The 17690-nt window shown below is 41.3% G+C and carries 18 protein-coding genes and 3 tRNA genes; 10 read left to right on the top strand and 11 right to left on the bottom strand.

The features are described from left to right. Nucleotides 1-127 precede the first annotated feature (127 nt). Complete coding sequence (locus C1A47_RS09145; RefSeq protein ID WP_111894618.1) at nt 128-1384, bottom strand: L,D-transpeptidase family protein; 1257 nt, start codon at nt 1382-1384, stop codon at nt 128-130. 184 nt (nt 1385-1568) lie between these two features. Here C1A47_RS09145 and hemE point away from each other — a divergent pair, with 184 nt between their 5' ends. Next, nucleotides 1569-2642 carry a uroporphyrinogen decarboxylase gene (gene hemE, locus C1A47_RS09140; protein ID WP_111894616.1) on the top strand — a complete coding sequence of 358 codons (1074 nt, stop codon included), beginning with the start codon at nt 1569-1571 and terminating at the stop codon, nt 2640-2642. A 51-nt stretch (nt 2643-2693) separates the two neighbouring features. Beyond that, entirely contained in the window at nt 2694-3485 is a 792-nt protein-coding gene (locus tag C1A47_RS09135) for a DUF817 family protein (protein WP_171294369.1), read from the top strand. A 24-nt stretch (nt 3486-3509) separates the two neighbouring features. Here the strand turns inward: C1A47_RS09135 and folE are convergent, their stop codons facing one another. From folE to C1A47_RS09105, 6 genes are all read right to left on the bottom strand, one after another. Next, nucleotides 3510-4058, bottom strand: a complete 549-nt coding sequence (gene folE / locus C1A47_RS09130) for a GTP cyclohydrolase I FolE (RefSeq protein ID WP_171294368.1) — start codon at nt 4056-4058, stop codon at nt 3510-3512. A gap of 91 nt (nt 4059-4149) precedes the next feature. Continuing rightward, the gene (locus tag C1A47_RS09125) at nt 4150-4836 is read right to left on the bottom strand and encodes a Smr/MutS family protein (protein ID WP_111894610.1); all 687 of its coding nucleotides are present in this window, start codon (nt 4834-4836) and stop codon (nt 4150-4152) included. An 84-nt stretch (nt 4837-4920) separates the two neighbouring features. After that, a complete protein-coding gene (locus tag C1A47_RS09120; protein ID WP_111894608.1) occupies nt 4921-5394 on the bottom strand; it encodes a hypothetical protein in 474 nt (157 codons plus the stop codon). A 170-nt stretch (nt 5395-5564) separates the two neighbouring features. Then, nucleotides 5565-6371 carry an indole-3-glycerol phosphate synthase TrpC gene (gene trpC / locus C1A47_RS09115; protein WP_111894606.1) on the bottom strand — a complete coding sequence of 269 codons (807 nt, stop codon included), beginning with the start codon at nt 6369-6371 and terminating at the stop codon, nt 5565-5567. A 9-nt stretch (nt 6372-6380) separates the two neighbouring features. Next, nucleotides 6381-7430 (bottom strand): anthranilate phosphoribosyltransferase, encoded by a 1050-nt coding sequence (trpD, locus tag C1A47_RS09110; protein WP_111894604.1) that lies wholly within the window; start codon nt 7428-7430, stop codon nt 6381-6383. Nucleotides 7431-7438: 8 nt separating this feature from the next. Beyond that, nucleotides 7439-8023: an anthranilate synthase component II gene (locus C1A47_RS09105; protein WP_111894602.1), complete on the bottom strand. Its 585-nt coding sequence runs from the start codon at nt 8021-8023 to the stop codon at nt 7439-7441. Between the two features lie 788 nt (nt 8024-8811). On the opposite strand from C1A47_RS09105, the gene glnA reads away from it, so the two are divergent. From glnA to C1A47_RS09090, 3 genes are all read left to right on the top strand, one after another. Continuing rightward, a complete protein-coding gene (glnA, locus tag C1A47_RS09100) occupies nt 8812-10221 on the top strand; it encodes a type I glutamate--ammonia ligase (RefSeq protein WP_111894600.1) in 1410 nt (469 codons plus the stop codon). Nucleotides 10222-10334: 113 nt separating this feature from the next. Continuing rightward, nucleotides 10335-10769, top strand: coding sequence for a MarR family winged helix-turn-helix transcriptional regulator (locus tag C1A47_RS09095; protein ID WP_111894598.1), 435 nt, complete (start codon nt 10335-10337; stop codon nt 10767-10769). A gap of 89 nt (nt 10770-10858) precedes the next feature. Next, nucleotides 10859-11284: an organic hydroperoxide resistance protein gene (locus tag C1A47_RS09090; protein ID WP_111894596.1), complete on the top strand. Its 426-nt coding sequence runs from the start codon at nt 10859-10861 to the stop codon at nt 11282-11284. 47 nt (nt 11285-11331) lie between these two features. Here C1A47_RS09090 and C1A47_RS09085 read toward each other — a convergent pair whose 3' ends face one another. Further along, nucleotides 11332-11601 carry a hypothetical protein gene (locus C1A47_RS09085; protein WP_111894594.1) on the bottom strand — a complete coding sequence of 90 codons (270 nt, stop codon included), beginning with the start codon at nt 11599-11601 and terminating at the stop codon, nt 11332-11334. A 160-nt stretch (nt 11602-11761) separates the two neighbouring features. Then, a tRNA-Asn gene (locus tag C1A47_RS09080) sits at nt 11762-11837 on the bottom strand. Between the two features lie 195 nt (nt 11838-12032). Between C1A47_RS09080 and phoA the strand changes: the two genes are divergently transcribed. The 5 genes from phoA to C1A47_RS09055 all read left to right on the top strand — a co-directional run bounded on the left by phoA (nt 12033) and on the right by C1A47_RS09055 (nt 17419). Beyond that, complete coding sequence (gene phoA / locus C1A47_RS09075; RefSeq protein WP_111894592.1) at nt 12033-13451, top strand: alkaline phosphatase; 1419 nt, start codon at nt 12033-12035, stop codon at nt 13449-13451. Nucleotides 13452-13698: 247 nt separating this feature from the next. Continuing rightward, nucleotides 13699-15072: an amino acid permease gene (locus tag C1A47_RS09070; RefSeq protein WP_111894590.1), complete on the top strand. Its 1374-nt coding sequence runs from the start codon at nt 13699-13701 to the stop codon at nt 15070-15072. A 20-nt stretch (nt 15073-15092) separates the two neighbouring features. Then, nucleotides 15093-15575, top strand: a complete 483-nt coding sequence (locus C1A47_RS09065) for an Lrp/AsnC family transcriptional regulator (protein WP_111894588.1) — start codon at nt 15093-15095, stop codon at nt 15573-15575. Continuing rightward, entirely contained in the window at nt 15568-16203 is a 636-nt protein-coding gene (locus C1A47_RS09060) for a YitT family protein (RefSeq protein ID WP_111894586.1), read from the top strand. Before C1A47_RS09065 ends, C1A47_RS09060 begins: the two co-directional genes overlap by 8 nt. 16 nt (nt 16204-16219) lie before the next feature. Beyond that, nucleotides 16220-17419, top strand: a complete 1200-nt coding sequence (locus C1A47_RS09055; protein WP_111894584.1) for an aromatic amino acid transaminase — start codon at nt 16220-16222, stop codon at nt 17417-17419. A 110-nt stretch (nt 17420-17529) separates the two neighbouring features. Here the strand turns inward: C1A47_RS09055 and C1A47_RS09050 are convergent. Then, nucleotides 17530-17605 (bottom strand) — tRNA-Asn (locus C1A47_RS09050). A 4-nt stretch (nt 17606-17609) separates the two neighbouring features. Then, nucleotides 17610-17685, bottom strand: a tRNA-Asn gene (locus C1A47_RS09045). Between the last annotated feature and the right edge of the window lie 5 nt (nt 17686-17690).

The following is a 17690-nucleotide window of genomic DNA, read 5'->3' as shown; positions in this document are numbered from 1 at the left end:
AAATTCTTCTTATATTGTTGATTTCTCTCGCAGCGATTTAAAAATTGCTGAGGTTGAAAGTAGTTGAATATTATTTGATAAAAAATAAGCCCAGAAATTCTGAGCTTATTGAATTGCTGAGTTAAAATTATTCAATAAATTTAACGGTAACGCCAGCTTTTACTTTGCTTGCTAAATCATTGGCATCCCAGTTGGTTAAACGAATACAACCATGCGATGCTGTTTTAGAAATTAAAGATGGGTTTGGCGTACCATGAATACCAAATGAACGCTTGCTTAAACCAATCCATACATTACCTACAGGGCCGTTAGGGCCAGGTGGTAACATTAAAGGTTTCAAGTTCTTACCTTGAATAAAGTTACTTGGTGAGTAGCTATAGTAAGGGTTCTTGGTTGCGCCAACAACTTTATAGGTGCCTGTTGGTGATGGAGTATCTGTACTCCCAATAGTCGCTGGGAATGAACCAACCATTTGGTTGCGATCATTAAACAAATACAATTGTTTAGCGCCTTTAATTGCCACAATCAGGTGAATATCTTCTGGCAAATTATTGCGAATATTGGTCACAATAATTTTTTCACCAACTTTGTTGAAAGTTGCTTTTGGATTGAGCTGTTTTAAGAACGCTTCATCCATATGGAACTTTTCACCGAGCATTTCAGTCACGCGAGTGTAGTACAAACCTGGCATTTTGGCCTGAAGTGCATAGTCTGAAGGAATGCTTTTGGCATATGGACCTTTAAGGTCTGCTTCAGTCAGTGTGTATTCAATAAAAGCAGGTTTGTTCTGAGTTGCAATCAGTGCGTTCCATGTTGCTTGATCAAGCTCACCAGAGGTTGGTAGACCTTGCATTTGCTGGAAAGATGCTAAAGCCTTGAGGGTATTTTTACCACTTGTCCCATCGATTGCACCTGGAGAAGCATGGTTGTTATTCAACATGACTTGGGCACGGGCGTAGACAGGGAATTGTCCTTTGCCAATATCTGGGTACCATTGAATATTATTTAAATTATCCAATGTCCAAGCGTGTTTTGCAGCATTACTGATGGTTGGTTTTGTTGTTTTATCTGGAGTTTGATCAATCGTTTTAACAGTCTTGGTGACCTGATTAATATTGTTTTGTTCCTGCTGGGAAATCTGAACCTCAGATGCCGCTGTCGTTTGAGAAACGTCAGATGCAGCAGCGCCGACAACATCAGTGTCATTTTCCATGACTTGAGAAGCGGCTTTAGTGTCCAGAGCAAGCGGATTGATCGGATCTTGAATGGTAGTCGTTGAAGCGACTTTTGTAGGAGTTAATGGTTGCTCTGCATTAGAAGCTGCAAAAGCAGTATTTAGCATGAGGTAGCTTAAACTCATAGCGAGTAATGAGCGAACGAACATCTAATTCAACCTTAAGAATTATGTATCTGTAATGAAAAAACGGGGTCAGTATTACAGAATTTGTAAACCAGTGCATTAACTATTTCGTATCGATATTGCGCCTAAAAATAACAAGCGTCTTGATTATTCAAAATACAGGCTTTTTGTTATGATAGGTAAATTTTTTCTAACTTATGGAAAGGACATGACGACCTTGAAAAATGATCGTTTCCTGCGTGCTTTACGACGTGAACCTGTTGATACTACCCCTGTCTGGATGATGCGTCAGGCAGGTCGATATTTACCAGAGTATCGTGCTACACGTGCCCAAGCGGGTGATTTCCTTTCTTTATGTAAAAATACTGATTTTGCATGTGAAGTGACACTGCAACCTTTGCGTCGTTATGAATTGGACGCTGCAATTTTATTTTCAGATATTTTAACTGTGCCAGATGCTTTGGGGCTGGGTTTATATTTTGAGGCAGGTGAAGGGCCAAAATTCCATAGAACAGTTCGAACAGAACAGGATATTGCCCAGTTACCAAAGCTCAATTCAAAGGCAGACTTGGCTTATGTCATGGATGCTGTTTCAACCATTCGTTCAGCATTGGCAGGGCAAGTTCCACTGATCGGTTTTTCTGGTAGTCCTTGGACACTGGCAACTTATATGGTGGAGGGTGGCTCAAGCAAAGAGTTTCGTTTTACCAAACAAATGATGTATGCCCAACCTGAGTTGTTACATGCTTTGCTGAATCATTTGGCTGATTCTGTGATTGATTATCTCAACGCGCAAATTGATGCAGGTGCACAAGCCATTCAGATCTTTGATAGTTGGGGTGGTTCATTGGCACATCGTGAGTATCAGGAATTTTCTTTGCAATATATGCAGAAAATTATTGCAGGCTTACAGCGCGAAAAAGATGGGCAGCGTATTCCTGTCATTCTATTTACTAAGGGTGGTGGACAATGGTTAGCGCCAATGTTGACGACAGGTGCAGATGCTTTGGGGTTAGACTGGACGACTTCACTGAAAACTGCCCGCGAAATGGTGCAAGGACAGATGGCACTGCAAGGAAATCTTGATCCTGCAACTTTATATGGTTCAACAGAAACCATTCAAAAGGCAGTTTATGCCATGCTTGATGATGCGTATGCGCACGGTGAAAAAACGGGTTATGTTGCAAATCTTGGGCATGGCATCACGCAGTGGGTTGATCCCGATCATGCCAAAGTATTTGTCGATACTGTTCATGAATATAGCGCCAAGTATCTAGGCTAAATTTGCGTGAACCTTGCCGTTCGTTTTATTTTTACTGTAGTGCAGCGAGCCATGTCCGCTGCACTTTTTGGTATTTTATTGCTGATCGTTTTTGCCTTGAGTTTTAAAATGGGGCATCAGTCTTATTTGGGTTTTTATCGTTATGATTATTTATTTTTCTGCGCGATTCTGATCCAGTGCTTGATGCTGTATTTTCGAATGGAGTCATGGCAGGAAGCCAAAGTGATTGCGTTGTTCCATGTCATGGCAATGGTGATGGAACTGGTGCTCACTGCGCCGAATATCGGTTCGTGGCAGTATCCAGAACCTGCAATTCTAAAAATTTTAACTGTACCTTTATTTGCTGGATTTATGTATTCGGCAATCGGCAGTTTTTTTGCACGCTCGATTCGTTTATTTAATTTGTCATTTGAAAAACTTCCTAGCTTGGTCAATATGCTAGCTTTGGCATTATGTGCTTATATCAACTTTATCAGTAAGTTTTTTGTTCCCGATATTCGCAGTATTTTGTTTGTATGGAGTGTACTGATTTTCTGGAAGACTAAAGTTAATTTTCGGATTTTGAGTTTTTCATGGCATTTGCCAATGTTGCCTGTGCTGCTATTTCTCGCTTTTTTGATTTGGATTGCAGAAAATATTAGTACCTTTTACGACATTTGGGTTTATCCAAGTCAGATCGATGGCTGGCACGTGGTTTGGTGGGGGAAAATTGGTTCGTGGTACTTATTGTTATTGTTAAGTTTGGTGCTGGTATTGAAGATTTTGGGACTGCGTGATGCACAGGGAAATTGGCAGTTACATGAAGTTTATGTTCAACATCGCAGACATAAAAAAGGCAAGTAAAAACTTGCCTTTGGTCGTCCAAGCTTAATAGCTTTCAGGCACAACGCGTAAAAACTCACGGCGTACTTCTTCATCAGTTTTGAATTCACCAACAAAAGAGACAGTACGGGTTGTTGAGTTTTGTTTGCCAACGCCACGCATCATCATACACATATGTGCAGAGTCAATAACCACAGCAACACCACGTGCATGCGTCACGCTTGCAACGGCTTCAGCGATTTGCTGGGTTAGATTTTCCTGAATTTGCAGACGACGCGCAAACATTTCTGTAATGCGGGCAAATTTAGAAAGACCCAAGACTTGCCCTTCAGGTAAATAGGCAATATGCACACGACCATAGAATGGTAATAAGTGGTGTTCACACAACGAATAAAATTCGATGTTTTTCACCAAAACCATTTCGCGGTTTTCTGAAGGGAAAACAGCATTGTTTGTAACTTCTTCAAGCGTTTGGTCATAACCTGAAGTCAAATACGAAAAAGCACGCGCCGCACGAACAGGCGTGTCTTTAAGACCCGGACGTTGAAGATCTTCACCGACCGCGGTGAGAATTTTTTCGTAGGATTGCTGCATAGACATAACAGGTGTTCACTTACACTGGTTGAGCAAGCTCGGCATTTTAACAGAAAACTTGCCAAAGACCGACAATAATTATTAAAACAGCTTACTGTTTATACTTTGGGTTTTTCTCAGCACGTTTAAGCAGCACCAAAACTGCACCAGTACCACCTTGGTTTTCGGGAGCACTGACAAATGCCAGTACATCTCGATGTTGACGTAACCAGCCATTCACATAGGTTTTTAAAATGGCTTCTGGGCCTTTGCCATGTACAATCTTAATGACATTTTGATTTTCATCTTTTGCCATTTGAATGACTTGTAGAACAGCAGCACGCGCTTGTTCAACGGTACAGCCATGCAGGTCTACTGCCTCGAACCAGCGTAAATTGCCTGCCTTTAAATCTTCAAACACTCGATGCTGTAAGGTTGCAATGCGATAACTTAGAGTTTGCTGGCTGCCGACGGGGTTAAGTGCAGCTTGGGTATCTGAAAGTTCAGTACCTTCAGTTTCAGCTGATCCTTCCGCAGCAACGCGTTTTGCAAGTGTTTGAGCATCAAGTTTTTTGCGTTTGGTTTGATTGAGATTGGCAATATTGGCGTGATCTAACTTCTGCACACCTTGGGTGGCTTTTTTAAATAAATCTAAGTCATCCTCAGGTTCTTCAGCTTTCGCTTTTTCAACAGCCTGTTGTTGTAACAGTTGAGTCGTCTGAGGATGAGTGATTTGTTTTTTAAACTGCTTGAGCAGTGATTGTTGCTCTTTAGACAGAGCAGAATCTTTATTACTCATGATAATAAATCATAAAAAAGTGAAATTTTGCTAAGTATAGTACGAAATAGTGTGGGGTGAGAAATCAGATGCAGGCATCACATTTTAGAAGCGACAACTTTTTTGTGGAGAAGTGAGTGGTTTGAATTGATTTAGATCAATAAAGCCATAGCTTTCTCCCGCTATCTTATTGACGATCATGTCAATTTCTTGAACTTGAATTTCTGCCTGTCCCGAATAGTGACAAGGGTATTTGACCTTTGCTTTTGCTAAATTGAGTAAAGACAGGATGTGATCGGGATTGTTGACTGAGAGAAGACCTGTAATGAATGTGTTTTGAGTATCTTTCGAATTGAAGAGGATAGTTAATTCATCTTGATCGATATCGATATTGTGCTGATAAACATATTTAACTTGAATGGGTTGGAGCTGCTGAGCAGTTTTATAGTAATAGGTTGTATAGCTGGGTTCATATTGATCTCCTTTTTCAAATGCTTGATTTACGAGTTGAAAAGGTGAGTTTGAGGCAAAACTGTTTTGCATGACCAGATAAGTAAACAAAATGATGGTTTTTTTCATTGGGATTTTGCTCTCTTGTTATTGAATTTTTGGGAATTTCTATCAATTTATAAATATGAAAATGAGGTTTTATTTATCATTATGTGTTTCCTCAAGCGTCTTACCCTGAGGAAATTTTTAATATGAGCCGAATCTAGACGCATCTAAATTCGGCTTGCATCAAGATGCTTTTATAACTGTTCAGGTGTTCCAAATAGGGCTTGGAATGCCTGTGCAGGATCAGGTTGCTTCATAAAGCTTTCGCCAACAAGGAAGCTGTGAATATCATGATCTTGCATGATTTTGACATCTTCGGTTGTGGCAATGCCGCTTTCTGTCACGAGTAATCGTTGTGGATCAAGTAATTTTTTCAAACGTAATGAAGTGTTTAAATCGACTTCAAAAGTTTTCAGATTGCGGTTATTGACTCCGAGTAAGCAGCGTTCATCGAGTTGTAATGCACGTTCCAGTTCAGCTTCATCATGCACTTCAACCAAGACATCGAGGTTGTGCTCGAATGCAGTTTGTGACATTTCCTGAAGTTGTTGATCGGACAAACATGCCACAATCAGCAAAATACAGTCTGCATGCAAAGCACGTGCTTCAACCACATTGTAAGGATCAATCAAGAAATCCTTACGTAGGGCAGGCAACGCGCAATGTGTGCGTGCAATCTGAATATTTTCATCTGCACCTTGGAAAAAGTCGACATCCGTCAGGACGGATAAACAGGCTGCACCCGCACGCTCATATTGCTGTGCAATTTCAGCAGGATTGAAGTTGGCACGAATCACCCCTTTTGAAGGGGATGCTTTTTTAATTTCAGCAATCACGCCTGGGCGTTTAGCGCGCAATGCTTGTGCAAAACCACGTACAGGTGTTGCCTGCGCAGCCAGTTGTTCAAGGTCTTGCAGGCTGTAAGTTTTACGGCGTGCGGCAAGCTCCTCAACTTTACGGTCAACAATTTTACCTAAAATTGTGTTTGCGATATCTACCATCACCGTTCCTTATGCGCTTTCAATCTGTTTTAGGGTTTTTGTAAATTCGGCAAAAACACTCAATTTTTCAAGTGCCTGACCGCCATCAATAATATCTTGGGCAAAGGCCACACCTTGTTTGTAGTCTTTGGTCAAGCCTGCAACATAAATCCCTGCACCTGCATTGAGTGCAATCATATCTGCCGCTTTTTGCCCAATGTCTGATTTGTTGCGTCCAAGCGCATCTTTAATCAGTTTCAGGCTAGCATCTGGGCTATCAATAATCAGGCCATGCAAACTTTGTGGGGTAATGCCGACATCTTCAGGGGAAATCGTCCAAGTTTGAATTTCACCGTCTTTGAGTTCGGCAACCATTGTAGTTGCTGCAAGGCTGATTTCATCCAGACCATCTTTGGAATGAACCACCATGACATGCTCTGCACCGAGCTGCTTCATGACTTCTGCCATTGGATAGCATAGTTCATCAGAGAACACGCCAATCACAAGACGTTTTACACCCGCAGGGTTGGTGAGTGGGCCAAGTAAATTAAAGATGGTACGAATACCCAATTCTTTACGTGGGCCAATCGCATGTTTCATGGCTTGATGATGATTTGGCGCAAACAGGAAACCAATACCCATTTCACGAATACAACGTTCGGTTTGGGCAATGTTTAGATCCAACCGAATTCCTGCCTGTTCGAGCAGGTCAGATGAACCCGATTTACTCGAAACACCACGGTTACCGTGCTTGGCAATGCTGGCACCTGCGGCAGCAATCACAAAGCTAGAGGCAGTCGAGACATTAAATAAGTTCTGACCATCACCGCCTGTGCCCACGATATCGACCAAATGAGGAATATCACGGGCATCAATTTTGATGGCTAACTCACGCATGACTTCGGCTGCGGCAGTAATTTCATCGATGCTTTCACCTTTGAGACGTAGTCCCATCAGTAAGGCACCAATTTGAGCATCTGTAGCTTCACCTTGCATAATGCTACGCATCACATCTTGCATCTGGCTTCGGGTGAGGTGAATGTTTTTTGTAATATGATTTAGAGCTTCTTGAATATTCATGGCAACCGCTATTTATAAATATCGAGGAAATTTTGGAAAATTTTATGTCCGTGTTGGCTTAGGATCGATTCTGGGTGAAATTGCACACCTTCAACAGGCAATGTCTTATGTTTCACACCCATAATTTCTTCCATAGAACCATCAGGTTCATTGGTCCAACATGTCACTTCGAGGCACTCAGGTAACGTCGCTTGGTCAATCACAAGTGAGTGATACCGTGTCGCTGTAAATGGTGATGGCAAGTCGCTGAAGATGCCTTTGTCGCTATGGTACATTTCTGACAAACGACCATGCATGACATGTTTGGCACGAACAATTTTTCCGCCAAAGGCTTGTCCAATACTTTGATGCCCCAAGCACACGCCAAGCAATGGAATCTTGCCTGCAAAGTGCTGAATGGCAGGAATTGAAATGCCAGCTTCAGATGGAGAACAAGGGCCAGGGCCAATCACCAAATACTTCGGTTGCCATCGTTCAATATCCTCTAATGAGACTTGATCATTGCGAACTACTTTTACTTCTTGATTTAATTCGCCAAAGTACTGGACGATGTTGTAAGTAAAGGAGTCGTAATTGTCTATCATTAGAAGCATGATATTTAACCTATTGAAATGTTTGCACGTTAAATGTGCTTGGTCCAAAATTACTGATATAGAACATGAAAAACCAATATTTGTCTAAAAAAATAAAGGCGGTTTTCTATAGCGAAAATCATCATAGCAAAAAATAACCGTTTTTTGCTGAACTATTTCACGCTGAATTGTTGCATTCTCAATCAAGTACAAACTCAAAGATGGTAGAAATGCTGACTGTGTAGAGGATTTAAATAAATAGGTGAGTGGAGACCTGAATCAGGTGTGGAGGAGATCGTCAACTTCTCATATTTTATGATGAAATGCTAAACGCACTAAAGCGATACAATTTTAGGCTTTTCTCTTAATTTTAGTTGAATTGAAATCAAGAGATCTACGGAATGTTTGTGTTCGAATATGCAAAAAATATCAATCTTGAGAATTAGGATAAGTGTTGCTGACATCAAACTTTCAAATATAAGTAGTATTGTATAAAAAAATAGCGATTAAATGGCAGTAAATGACTTAGAAATGCACTGCATTAAAACACAAAACATAAAATGCACTTTTTTGGTTCGTTTGGTGTGGTTTTTTAGCTAAAACAATTTAAAATGTTTGAATATGGTGCATTTCATTTTGTGCACAGTATAATGATTGAAGAATAATTAGCGAAAAACTATTTAGAATATAGACTTATCAATAGTTTAGCTAAGGGTTGTAAAGTTGGCACGAGAGTTGCTTAATTACGTCCAACTTCTAACACGCACCTCAGACGTGCAATAAAAATACTTGATTGGAGCATAAAGAGCATGGCGAACAAGGTCCTTGAACTTATCAAAGAAAGTGGCGCTAAATGGGTCGATTTTCGCTTTACAGATACTAAAGGTAAAGAGCAACACGTAACTTACCCTGCTGATTCAATTGATGAAGACTCTTTTGAAGACGGTAAGATGTTTGATGGTTCTTCAATCTCTGGTTGGAAAGGTATTGAAGCGTCTGACATGATCTTGCGCCCAGACGCTGCAACTGGTTTTATCGACCCGTTCTTCGCTGAGCCAACTGTTGTTGTAACTTGTGACGTTATTGAGCCATCTACTGGTCAAGGTTACGAGCGTGACCCACGTTCAATCGCGCGTCGTGCAGAAGAATACTTAAAATCTACAGGTATTGGTGATACGGCATTCTTTGGTCCAGAACCAGAATTCTTTGTATTTGACGAAGTAAAATGGGACATCGACATGTCTGGCGCTCGTCATACTTTGATCGCTGAAGAAGCAGCTTGGTCAACTGGTAAAGATTACGACGCTGGTAACTCAGGTCACCGTCCACGTGTTAAAGGTGGTTACTTCCCAGTTCCACCTGTAGACTCTCACCACGACATGCGTGCTGAGATGTGTAACAAAATTGAAGATGTAATGGGTGCTGGTCGTGTAGAAGTTCATCACCACGAAGTTGCATCTTGCCAATTAGAAATTGGTGTAAGCTTCAACACTATGGTACGTAAAGCTGACGAAGTACAGCAATTCAAATACATCGTACATAATGTTGCTCACCAATATGCAAAAACTGCAACCTTTATGCCTAAACCAATGGTAGGTGATAACGGTTCTGGTATGCACGTTCACATGTCGATCTCTAAAGACGGCAAAAACTTGTTCGCTGGTGATGAATATGCTGGTTTGTCAGAAATGGCAATTTACTTCATCGGTGGTGTAATCAAGCATGCTCGTGCATTGAACGCGATTACTAACCCATCTACAAACTCTTACAAGCGTTTGGTTCCTCACTACGAAGCGCCAATCATGTTGGCTTACTCAGCGCGTAACCGTTCTGCATCTATTCGTATTCCTTACGTTTCTAGCCCTAAAGGCAAACGTATTGAAGCACGTTTCCCTGATCCAATGATGAACCCGTACTTAGGTTTTGCTGCATTGTTGATGGCTGGTCTTGACGGTATCCAAAACAAGATCCACCCAGGTGAAGCTGCTGACAAAAACTTGTATGACCTTCCTCCTGAAGAAGAAGCTAAAATCCCTACAGTTGCTCATAGCCTGGAAATGGCTCTTGAAGCACTTCAAGCGGATCAAGAATTCTTGTTGAAAGGTGGCGTGTTCACTAAAGAAATGTTGGATGCTTATATCGAACTTAAAATGGAAGATGTTCGCCGTCTTAACACAACAACTCACCCAGTTGAATTTGATATGTACTACAGCTTGTAATTTAGCAGCTGTAACCATATTAAAAAAAGCTCGCCTTGTGCGGGCTTTTTTATTGTTAATCTTGGCTATAATATTAGTTAAATCAGCTGTACTAAGACCATGAGGAGAGGCTTTTGAGTGACGATCGATTATTGAAATTAGATAACCAGCTGTGTTTTGCGGTGTATTCTGCCAATTTGGCATTTAATCAAAAATATCGTCAGTTACTTGCGCCTTTAGGAATTACCTATCCGCAGTATTTGGTCATGTTGGTGCTTTGGGAGCAAGACCAGCGTACAGTTTCGGATATTGGGAAACGTCTGTATCTAGAATCTTCGACACTAACCCCAATGCTCAAAAAACTGGAAAGTTCTGGATTTATCACGCGTCAACGCTCAGAGCAAGATGAGCGACAAGTATTGATTGGGCTTACGTTGAAAGGACAGGCACTAAAACAACAAGCACAAGCTATTCCTGAGCTGATTCAGCAAACCAGCCAGTGTGATGTGCAAACACTAATTGCACTAAAACAACAGCTTGAAGAATTGAGAAGCAAATTGATCAAATAATTTACAAACTTTAATCTTGGAAAGGTTGATTAATTATTTATATCGTGTACGATATATTTGTGTAATAATTAATTTACAGGAATTTAAAAATGGCATTGGAACAAGTTGTTTATACTGCAAAAGCAAAAGCTACAGGTGGTCGAGATGGTCGTGCTGTTTCAGATAACAGTGTATTAGATGTAAAACTGGGCGTGCCTAAAGAAATGGGTGGTGCTGGTGGTGAAGTGACCAATCCAGAACAACTCTTTGCAGCAGGTTATTCGGCATGCTTCTTGGGTGCGATGAAATTCGTTGCGGCACGTGATCAAATTACGATGCCTAAAGATGCTTTCATTGAAGGGGAAGTCGGTATTGGCCCAATCCCAACAGGCTTTAGTATTGAAGTGGTTTTAAATATTCATTTGCCAGAAATGGATCGTGCAGAAGCGCAAAAGCTTGTTGATGCTGCTCATGTTGTATGTCCATATTCAAATGCAACACGCGGCAATATTGATGTAACACTAAAAATTGCTTAATCGGATTTTTAGACTAAAAAGGCTTATCTTTAGATAAGCCTTTTTTATTAATGCTGATCTGCAGTTTGAGCTTCAGGATCTTTTTTGAGCTTGTCGAACTGTTGCTGAGAAGTCATTTGCTGAGCAGATGAATTGTCTTCTTGCTGATAAGTTTGAGCATATTCAGCGCGCTCTTCATCATATTTAGCTTTGGTCTTGGCATCTTGTGAAGCTGCGACATAAAGTAATAAAACAAGTGCAATTGGAATGAGTAATGCGATCGCAAAAATCGTCCAGCGCTTACGGTCGCGAGCTCGGATTTCTTGTGGCGTTAACATATGAAGTATCCTAAATGGAGCGAGAAGGAACTGCCAGATACAGTGCTTGGCCGCTAGTTTAGAGGATAGTTGCAAGCAGTCAAAACAAATTATGCTTGTAATTGGTAACTATGTACGTACATTAAAAAAGCCCATAAGAAAACTTATGGGCTTTTGAATTTGGCTCTCCAACCTGGGCTCGAACCAGGGACCTGCGGATTAACAGTCCGTCGCTCTACCGACTGAGCTATTGGAGAATATGGAAAAGGATTCTATGGATTCTTCAAGGTTTGGTCAAGGTTTTTAGATCTATTTTTCGATTTTTAGGGTTTAATTGTTTTAAAAATAATCAGTTATCTGTGAGTTAGGGTACTGAAGTTAAATCAAATTGCAATATAAATCCATTAATTTAACTCAAGTGGCAAAACAATATAAATAACTGGAGCCTCTTGGTGAATTTAAAACCGCTTTTACTCAGCAGTTGTATCGCAATTGCAGTCAGTGCATGTAGCAATATGCAGCAATCGTCATCATCACAAAATCATTTGATAATGCCTCAGGCTAAAGGTCAACTGGATCAGTTTGCGGGTGCAACTCGTTTAACGAAAGAACGTAGTGAAGCCCTCGAAGCGTCAATTGACTCGCACCATGTTAAACATGTGATTTTATTTATTGGGGATGGGACAAGCGATTCAGAAATCACGATCGCCCGAAATTATGTTGAAGGTGCAGGTGGCTATTTTAAAGGAATCGATGTGTTGCCATTCACTGGCAGCTATACCACCTATTCAATCAATAAAGATAAAACCATTGACTATGTAACCGATTCAGCAGCTTCGGCATCTGCTTGGGCAATGGGTATAAAAACCTATAATGGTGCAATTGGTGTGGATATACAGGCAAAAGCACATGACTCGATTTTGGCTTTGGCAAAACGGGCAGGCTATGCCACAGGAAATGTCACCACAACTGAATTGCAGGATGCGACGCCTGCTGCATTGATTGCACATGTAACACATCGTAAATGCTATTCACCATCATCAACAGCCAAACTTTGCCCAACGAATACTTTGGAAAATGGTGGCTTGGGATCAATCACGGAACAGTTAATAGATGCTCGTGCAGATGTGACCTTGGGTGGTGGTGCAACTTCATTTAATGAGATGGCAACGGCAGGGCAATATAAAGGTCAGACTTTATTGGCACAGGCACAGGAGCGTGGCTATCAAGTGGTGTCAAATGCCGACCAACTTAACCAATTAACTGTGGCGAATCAAAAGCAACCCGTTTTAGGTTTGTTTGCAAAAGGTAATTTACCTGTAAGCTGGATGGGGCCGAAAGCGGTGTTGAATGGTAACAAGCAAGCGGCTCAGCGTTGCCAAGTGAATCCTGAACGTGGAAATGAAATTCCAACTTTGCGAATGATGACGGCAAAAGCGATTCAGCTCTTGGATAAAAATCCAAAAGGTTTTTTCCTGCAAGTGGAAAGTGGTTCGATTGATAAGCAAAACCACGCAGCCAACCCGTGTGGTCAAATTGGTGAAACTGTGGCTTTAGATGAAGCAATTCAGGAGGCACTGGCATTTGCGAGAACTCATCCGGATACGCTGATTATTGTGACGGGTGACCATGCACATACCAGCCAGATTATTCCATTGGATGCTGATAGTCCAGGAAAAACGGCGACTTTGCTGACCAAAGATCAGTCAGCAATGGCAGTCAATTATGCGACATCGATAAGTGATAGTCAGGAACATACAGGGGCGCAAGTTCGAATAGCGGCTTATGGCCCACGTGCAGCTAATATTTCAGGTTTAATTGATCAGACCGATCTGTTTTTTATTATGCGTGATGCACTCAATATTGATTAATGAGTTAAAAAATAACGATTCAACGCACAGCCAGTCTGTGCGTTTTTTATTGTGCGTAGTCTTTATGCAAAACTGCATTAAAAAGAGTCAAAAATGATTCTGAATGATTTAATTTGGCGCTTGTTTACAGCGTGAAAATATAATTAATGCAATAAATAACGGTTAAAATAATAATAATAGGCATATATCCTGTTTTTGGCACATCAATTGCAAAGTTATTGCATATTTATAAATATGAGCTATTGTTATGTCGGATCAGTCTCAGCAACTTAAACAGGGGTTATCGAATCGGCATGTGCAATTAATTGCGCTTGGTGGTGCGATTGGCACAGGCTTATTCTTGGGGTTATCACACACGATTCAGTTGGCTGGGCCGAGTGTATTGTTAGGGTATGCTATTGCGGGTTTTATCGCATTTTTAATTATGCGTCAGCTTGGGGAAATGGTGGTTGAGGAACCAGTGAGTGGGTCATTTAGTCATTTTGCTTACAAGTATTGGGGGCGGATGGCAGGCTTTATGTCGGGCTGGAATTACTGGGTTTTGTATGTACTTGTGAGTATGGCAGAGCTGAGTGCGATCGGGATTTTTGTGCAGTTTTGGTGGCCAAGTGTGCCGACATGGCTGACCGCATTGGTGTTCTTTATTGCAATCAATGCGATCAACCTGCTGAATGTTCGCCTGTTTGGTGAACTTGAGTTTGTTTTTTCGTGCGTCAAAGTCGTGGCGATCATTAGCATGATTGGTTTTGGAGCTTATTTGCTATTTTCAGGTCATGCAGGTGCATCGGCAGGTGTTAGTAATTTATGGCAGCATGGTGGTTTCTTGCCACATGGTTGGTCAGGTTTAGTCTCTGCCATGGCATTTATTATGTTTGCTTTCGGTGGTCTGGAACTGGTTGGAATCGCAGCGGCAGAAACTAAAAATCCACAGCATACCATTCCAAAAGCAACCAACCAGATCGTGTACCGTATTTTGATTTTCTATATTGGTGCGATTGGTGTCTTGTTGAGTTTGTATCCGTGGGATCAGGTGGCGCAAGGTGGTAGTCCCTTTGTGATGATTTTCCAGTCGCTCAATAGCACAGGCGTTGCCAATGTCTTGAATATTGTGGTGTTGGTCGCAGCGGTGTCGGTTTATAACAGTTGTGTGTATAGCAATAGCCGTATGTTGTTTGGCTTGGCAGAACAGGGCAATGCACCAAGTTTCCTGAAAAAAATCAACAGTCGTGGTATTCCTGTTGCTGCATTATTGGTGTCAGCAGCCGTTACGGCACTCTGTGTTGTCGTGAACTATGTTGCGCCGAAAAATGCCTTTGAAATTCTGATGATGTTGGTGGTTGCAGCATTGGTATTGAACTGGTTAATGATTTCAATTACCCATTTAAAATTTCGTAAATTTATGCAGCAAGAGAAGCGTCAAGCGTTATTCCCGAGTATTGCTGCGCCGTGGAGTAACTATTTAACCATTGCTTTTGTGATTGGTATTCTGGTGATCATGGCTGTATCTGAAGAAATGCGTATGGCTGTGATTTTATTGCCAGTCTGGCTGATGGTGCTCAGCGCGGCATATATTTTGAAATATCGGCAGAAAGAAAACAGCATCTCGGTGCTGGAACAGTAAGTAAATAGAGGTAGTGAATTGTGAGCAATCAGCTTGATGAATATGATCAAAAGATTTTACAGCAGTTGCAAGCCAATGGTCGTCTGAGTAATCAGGAACTGGCAGAGATTGTTGGATTATCGACATCACAATGTTCAAGACGACGTATTGCGCTCGAGCAACAAGGTATGGTGGTGGGGTATTTTGCCCAGTTGCACCCTAGTGCTGAGCGTTACCCTGTGATGGGGGTTATAGAAATCAAGCTGTTGCAGTATAGCGCTGAAATTTTGGAAAAATTCCTCGCCTTTGTTGAGCAGGAATCCATGATTCGCGAAGTGTATAAAATCACAGGTAATTATGACTATATGTTGAAAGTTACCGTGAGTGACTTAAATCAGATGAGTCAGCTCATTAATCGCTTGGCTTCTATCAATATTGGTATTGGTAACTTTAATACCTCGATTGTGCTTGAACGCATTAAAGAAAATCATCAAATGATGAACGTGGATAATCAGCATGAGTAATACAACATCTATGGTTAATTATCAGCCTGAGGTGCAATTAAAACCTCATTCCTCAGTTGAAGATGGTTTGGCGATGCTGATCGCGACCTTCATGATTTCCTTTGCCATGTTGCTGATGCAAAGTGCAGGCACATTGACAGGTGGAACAGCGGGTCTGGCTTTGCTGATTCACTATGTCACAGGCATTAAATTTGGTTTTATTTTCTTTACTTTGAATTTGCCATTTTATTACTTGGCATATAAGCAGCTTGGTCTACAAATGGTGATTAAAACTTTTATTGCGGTGGGCTTACTGTCTGTACTCACTGAAATACATCCTTTATTCATTCACGTGCAAGGCATGTCTCCATTATATATGGCCATTTTAGCCAATATTTTTATGGGCTTGGGCTTCTTAATTTTATTTAGACATCGTTCAAGTTTAGGTGGATTTAACCTGCTCGCATTGTTCATTCAAAAGCGTTATGGCATTCCTGCAGGAAAAATTCAAATGGGCTTGGATATTTGTATCTTGTTGGCATCTTTAGCGTATGTAAATACCAAGTTGCTTGCAGTTTCTATTTTAGGTGCAGTGATTTTGAACATGATTCTAACGTTGAATCATCGTTCAGATCGTTATGTGGCGTAATTCATCGAGAAAAACTATGTTTGACCATATTCCAGTTTATGCGGGCGACCCGATTTTATCGTTAATGGAAAGCTTTAAAGTTGATCCGCGAGATCATAAAGTGAATCTAAGTATTGGTTTGTATTACAACGAAGACAGTATTGTTCCTCAGCTAGACGCGATTTCTCAGGCGCAACAGCAATATGCTAAAACTGAGCAGCAAGCCAAATTGTATTTACCAATGGAAGGTTTGTTGAGTTATCGCGCAGCAGTTCAGCATTTGTTGTTTGGTGAGCAGCATACGGCGGTGAGTGCAGGACGCATTGCGACAATTCAGACCTTGGGTGGTTCTGGTGCACTTAAAGTCGGTGCAGATTTTTTAAAAACTTATTTTCCAAATTCTGAAGTGTGGGTGAGTAATCCTACTTGGGACAACCATATTGCAATTTTTGCAGGTGCTGGATTTAAGACTCATCAATATCCATATTTTGATGCAGCAACAGGGCAAGTTGATTTTGCTGGTATGTGTCAAACCCTGTCTCAGTTACCTGAACAAAGCATTGTATTGTTGCATCCATGCTGTCATAACCCGACAGGCGTGGACTTGTCTGCGGATCAGTGGGATATCGTGATTGGAATTATTCAACAGCGTAACCTGATTCCATTCTTGGATATTGCTTACCAAGGTTTTGGACAAGGTGTAGAGCAAGATGCTTATTTGATTCGTGCTTTAGCCAATACATCAGTACGTTTTGTTTTAAGTAATTCATTTTCTAAAATTTTCTCACTGTATGGTGAGCGTGTGGGTGGTTTGTCTGTGGTGTGTCATAGCGCAGATGAAGCTACACGTGTTTTGGGTCAGTTAAAAGCAACAGTACGTCGTAATTATTCAAGCCCGCCAACGACAGGTGCATCTTTGGTGAATGTGGTGTTAAACCAAGATGAACTGAAACAGTTGTGGCTGAATGAAGTGGAAGAAATGCGTCAGCGTATTTTGGAAATGCGTGTCACTCTACGTGATTTGCTTGAGCAAGCTGTTCCAGGGCAGAACTTTGGCTATTTAACCGAGCAACGAGGCATGTTTAGTTACACAGGTTTGAGTCCTGAACAAGTTGAGCGCTTACGTGAAGAATTTGCGGTGTATTTAGTGAAAAGCGGACGGATTTGTGTGTCAGGTTTGAACCGTAAAAACATTGAACACGTTGCACATGCGATTGCTCAAGTGATTCAAAGCTAAGTCATTCGTTATATAAGAAAGCAGTCTGATCAGGCTGCTTTTTTATTTTTATGGTTTTCTTTTATCCAAAGAAAAAGCCCAACATGTGTGATGTTGGGCTTTTCGAATCTTGGCTCTTCCACCTGGGCTCGAACCAGGGACCTGCGGATTAACAGTCCGTCGCTCTACCGACTGAGCTATGGAAGAATAGTGGCTCTCCAACCTGGGCTCGAACCAGGGACCTGCGGATTAACAGTCCGTCGCTCTACCGACTGAGCTATTGGAGAATCTG

It is taken from the genome of Acinetobacter sp. MB5 (assembly GCF_003261585.1).
Classification (GTDB): domain Bacteria; phylum Pseudomonadota; class Gammaproteobacteria; order Pseudomonadales; family Moraxellaceae; genus Acinetobacter.
This window is presented reverse-complemented; position numbering and strand designations above follow the sequence as displayed.

Excerpts from the sequence above, each read along its gene's own strand:
- C1A47_RS09145 (WP_111894618.1), bottom strand. The coding sequence starts at position 1,384 with ATGTTCGTTCGCTCATTACTCGCTATGAGTTTAAGCTACCTCATGCTA.
- hemE (WP_111894616.1), top strand. The coding sequence starts at position 1,569 with ATGACGACCTTGAAAAATGATCGTTTCCTGCGTGCTTTACGACGTGAA.
- C1A47_RS09135 (WP_171294369.1), top strand. The coding sequence starts at position 2,694 with ATGTCCGCTGCACTTTTTGGTATTTTATTGCTGATCGTTTTTGCCTTG.
- folE (WP_171294368.1), bottom strand. The coding sequence starts at position 4,058 with ATGCAGCAATCCTACGAAAAAATTCTCACCGCGGTCGGTGAAGATCTT.
- C1A47_RS09125 (WP_111894610.1), bottom strand. The coding sequence starts at position 4,836 with ATGAGTAATAAAGATTCTGCTCTGTCTAAAGAGCAACAATCACTGCTC.
- C1A47_RS09120 (WP_111894608.1), bottom strand. The coding sequence starts at position 5,394 with ATGAAAAAAACCATCATTTTGTTTACTTATCTGGTCATGCAAAACAGT.
- trpC (WP_111894606.1), bottom strand. The coding sequence starts at position 6,371 with ATGGTAGATATCGCAAACACAATTTTAGGTAAAATTGTTGACCGTAAA.
- trpD (WP_111894604.1), bottom strand. The coding sequence starts at position 7,430 with ATGAATATTCAAGAAGCTCTAAATCATATTACAAAAAACATTCACCTC.
- C1A47_RS09105 (WP_111894602.1), bottom strand. The coding sequence starts at position 8,023 with ATGCTTCTAATGATAGACAATTACGACTCCTTTACTTACAACATCGTC.
- glnA (WP_111894600.1), top strand. The coding sequence starts at position 8,812 with ATGGCGAACAAGGTCCTTGAACTTATCAAAGAAAGTGGCGCTAAATGG.
- C1A47_RS09090 (WP_111894596.1), top strand. The coding sequence starts at position 10,859 with ATGGCATTGGAACAAGTTGTTTATACTGCAAAAGCAAAAGCTACAGGT.
- C1A47_RS09085 (WP_111894594.1), bottom strand. The coding sequence starts at position 11,601 with ATGTTAACGCCACAAGAAATCCGAGCTCGCGACCGTAAGCGCTGGACG.
- C1A47_RS09070 (WP_111894590.1), top strand. The coding sequence starts at position 13,699 with ATGTCGGATCAGTCTCAGCAACTTAAACAGGGGTTATCGAATCGGCAT.
- C1A47_RS09060 (WP_111894586.1), top strand. The coding sequence starts at position 15,568 with ATGAGTAATACAACATCTATGGTTAATTATCAGCCTGAGGTGCAATTA.
- C1A47_RS09055 (WP_111894584.1), top strand. The coding sequence starts at position 16,220 with ATGTTTGACCATATTCCAGTTTATGCGGGCGACCCGATTTTATCGTTA.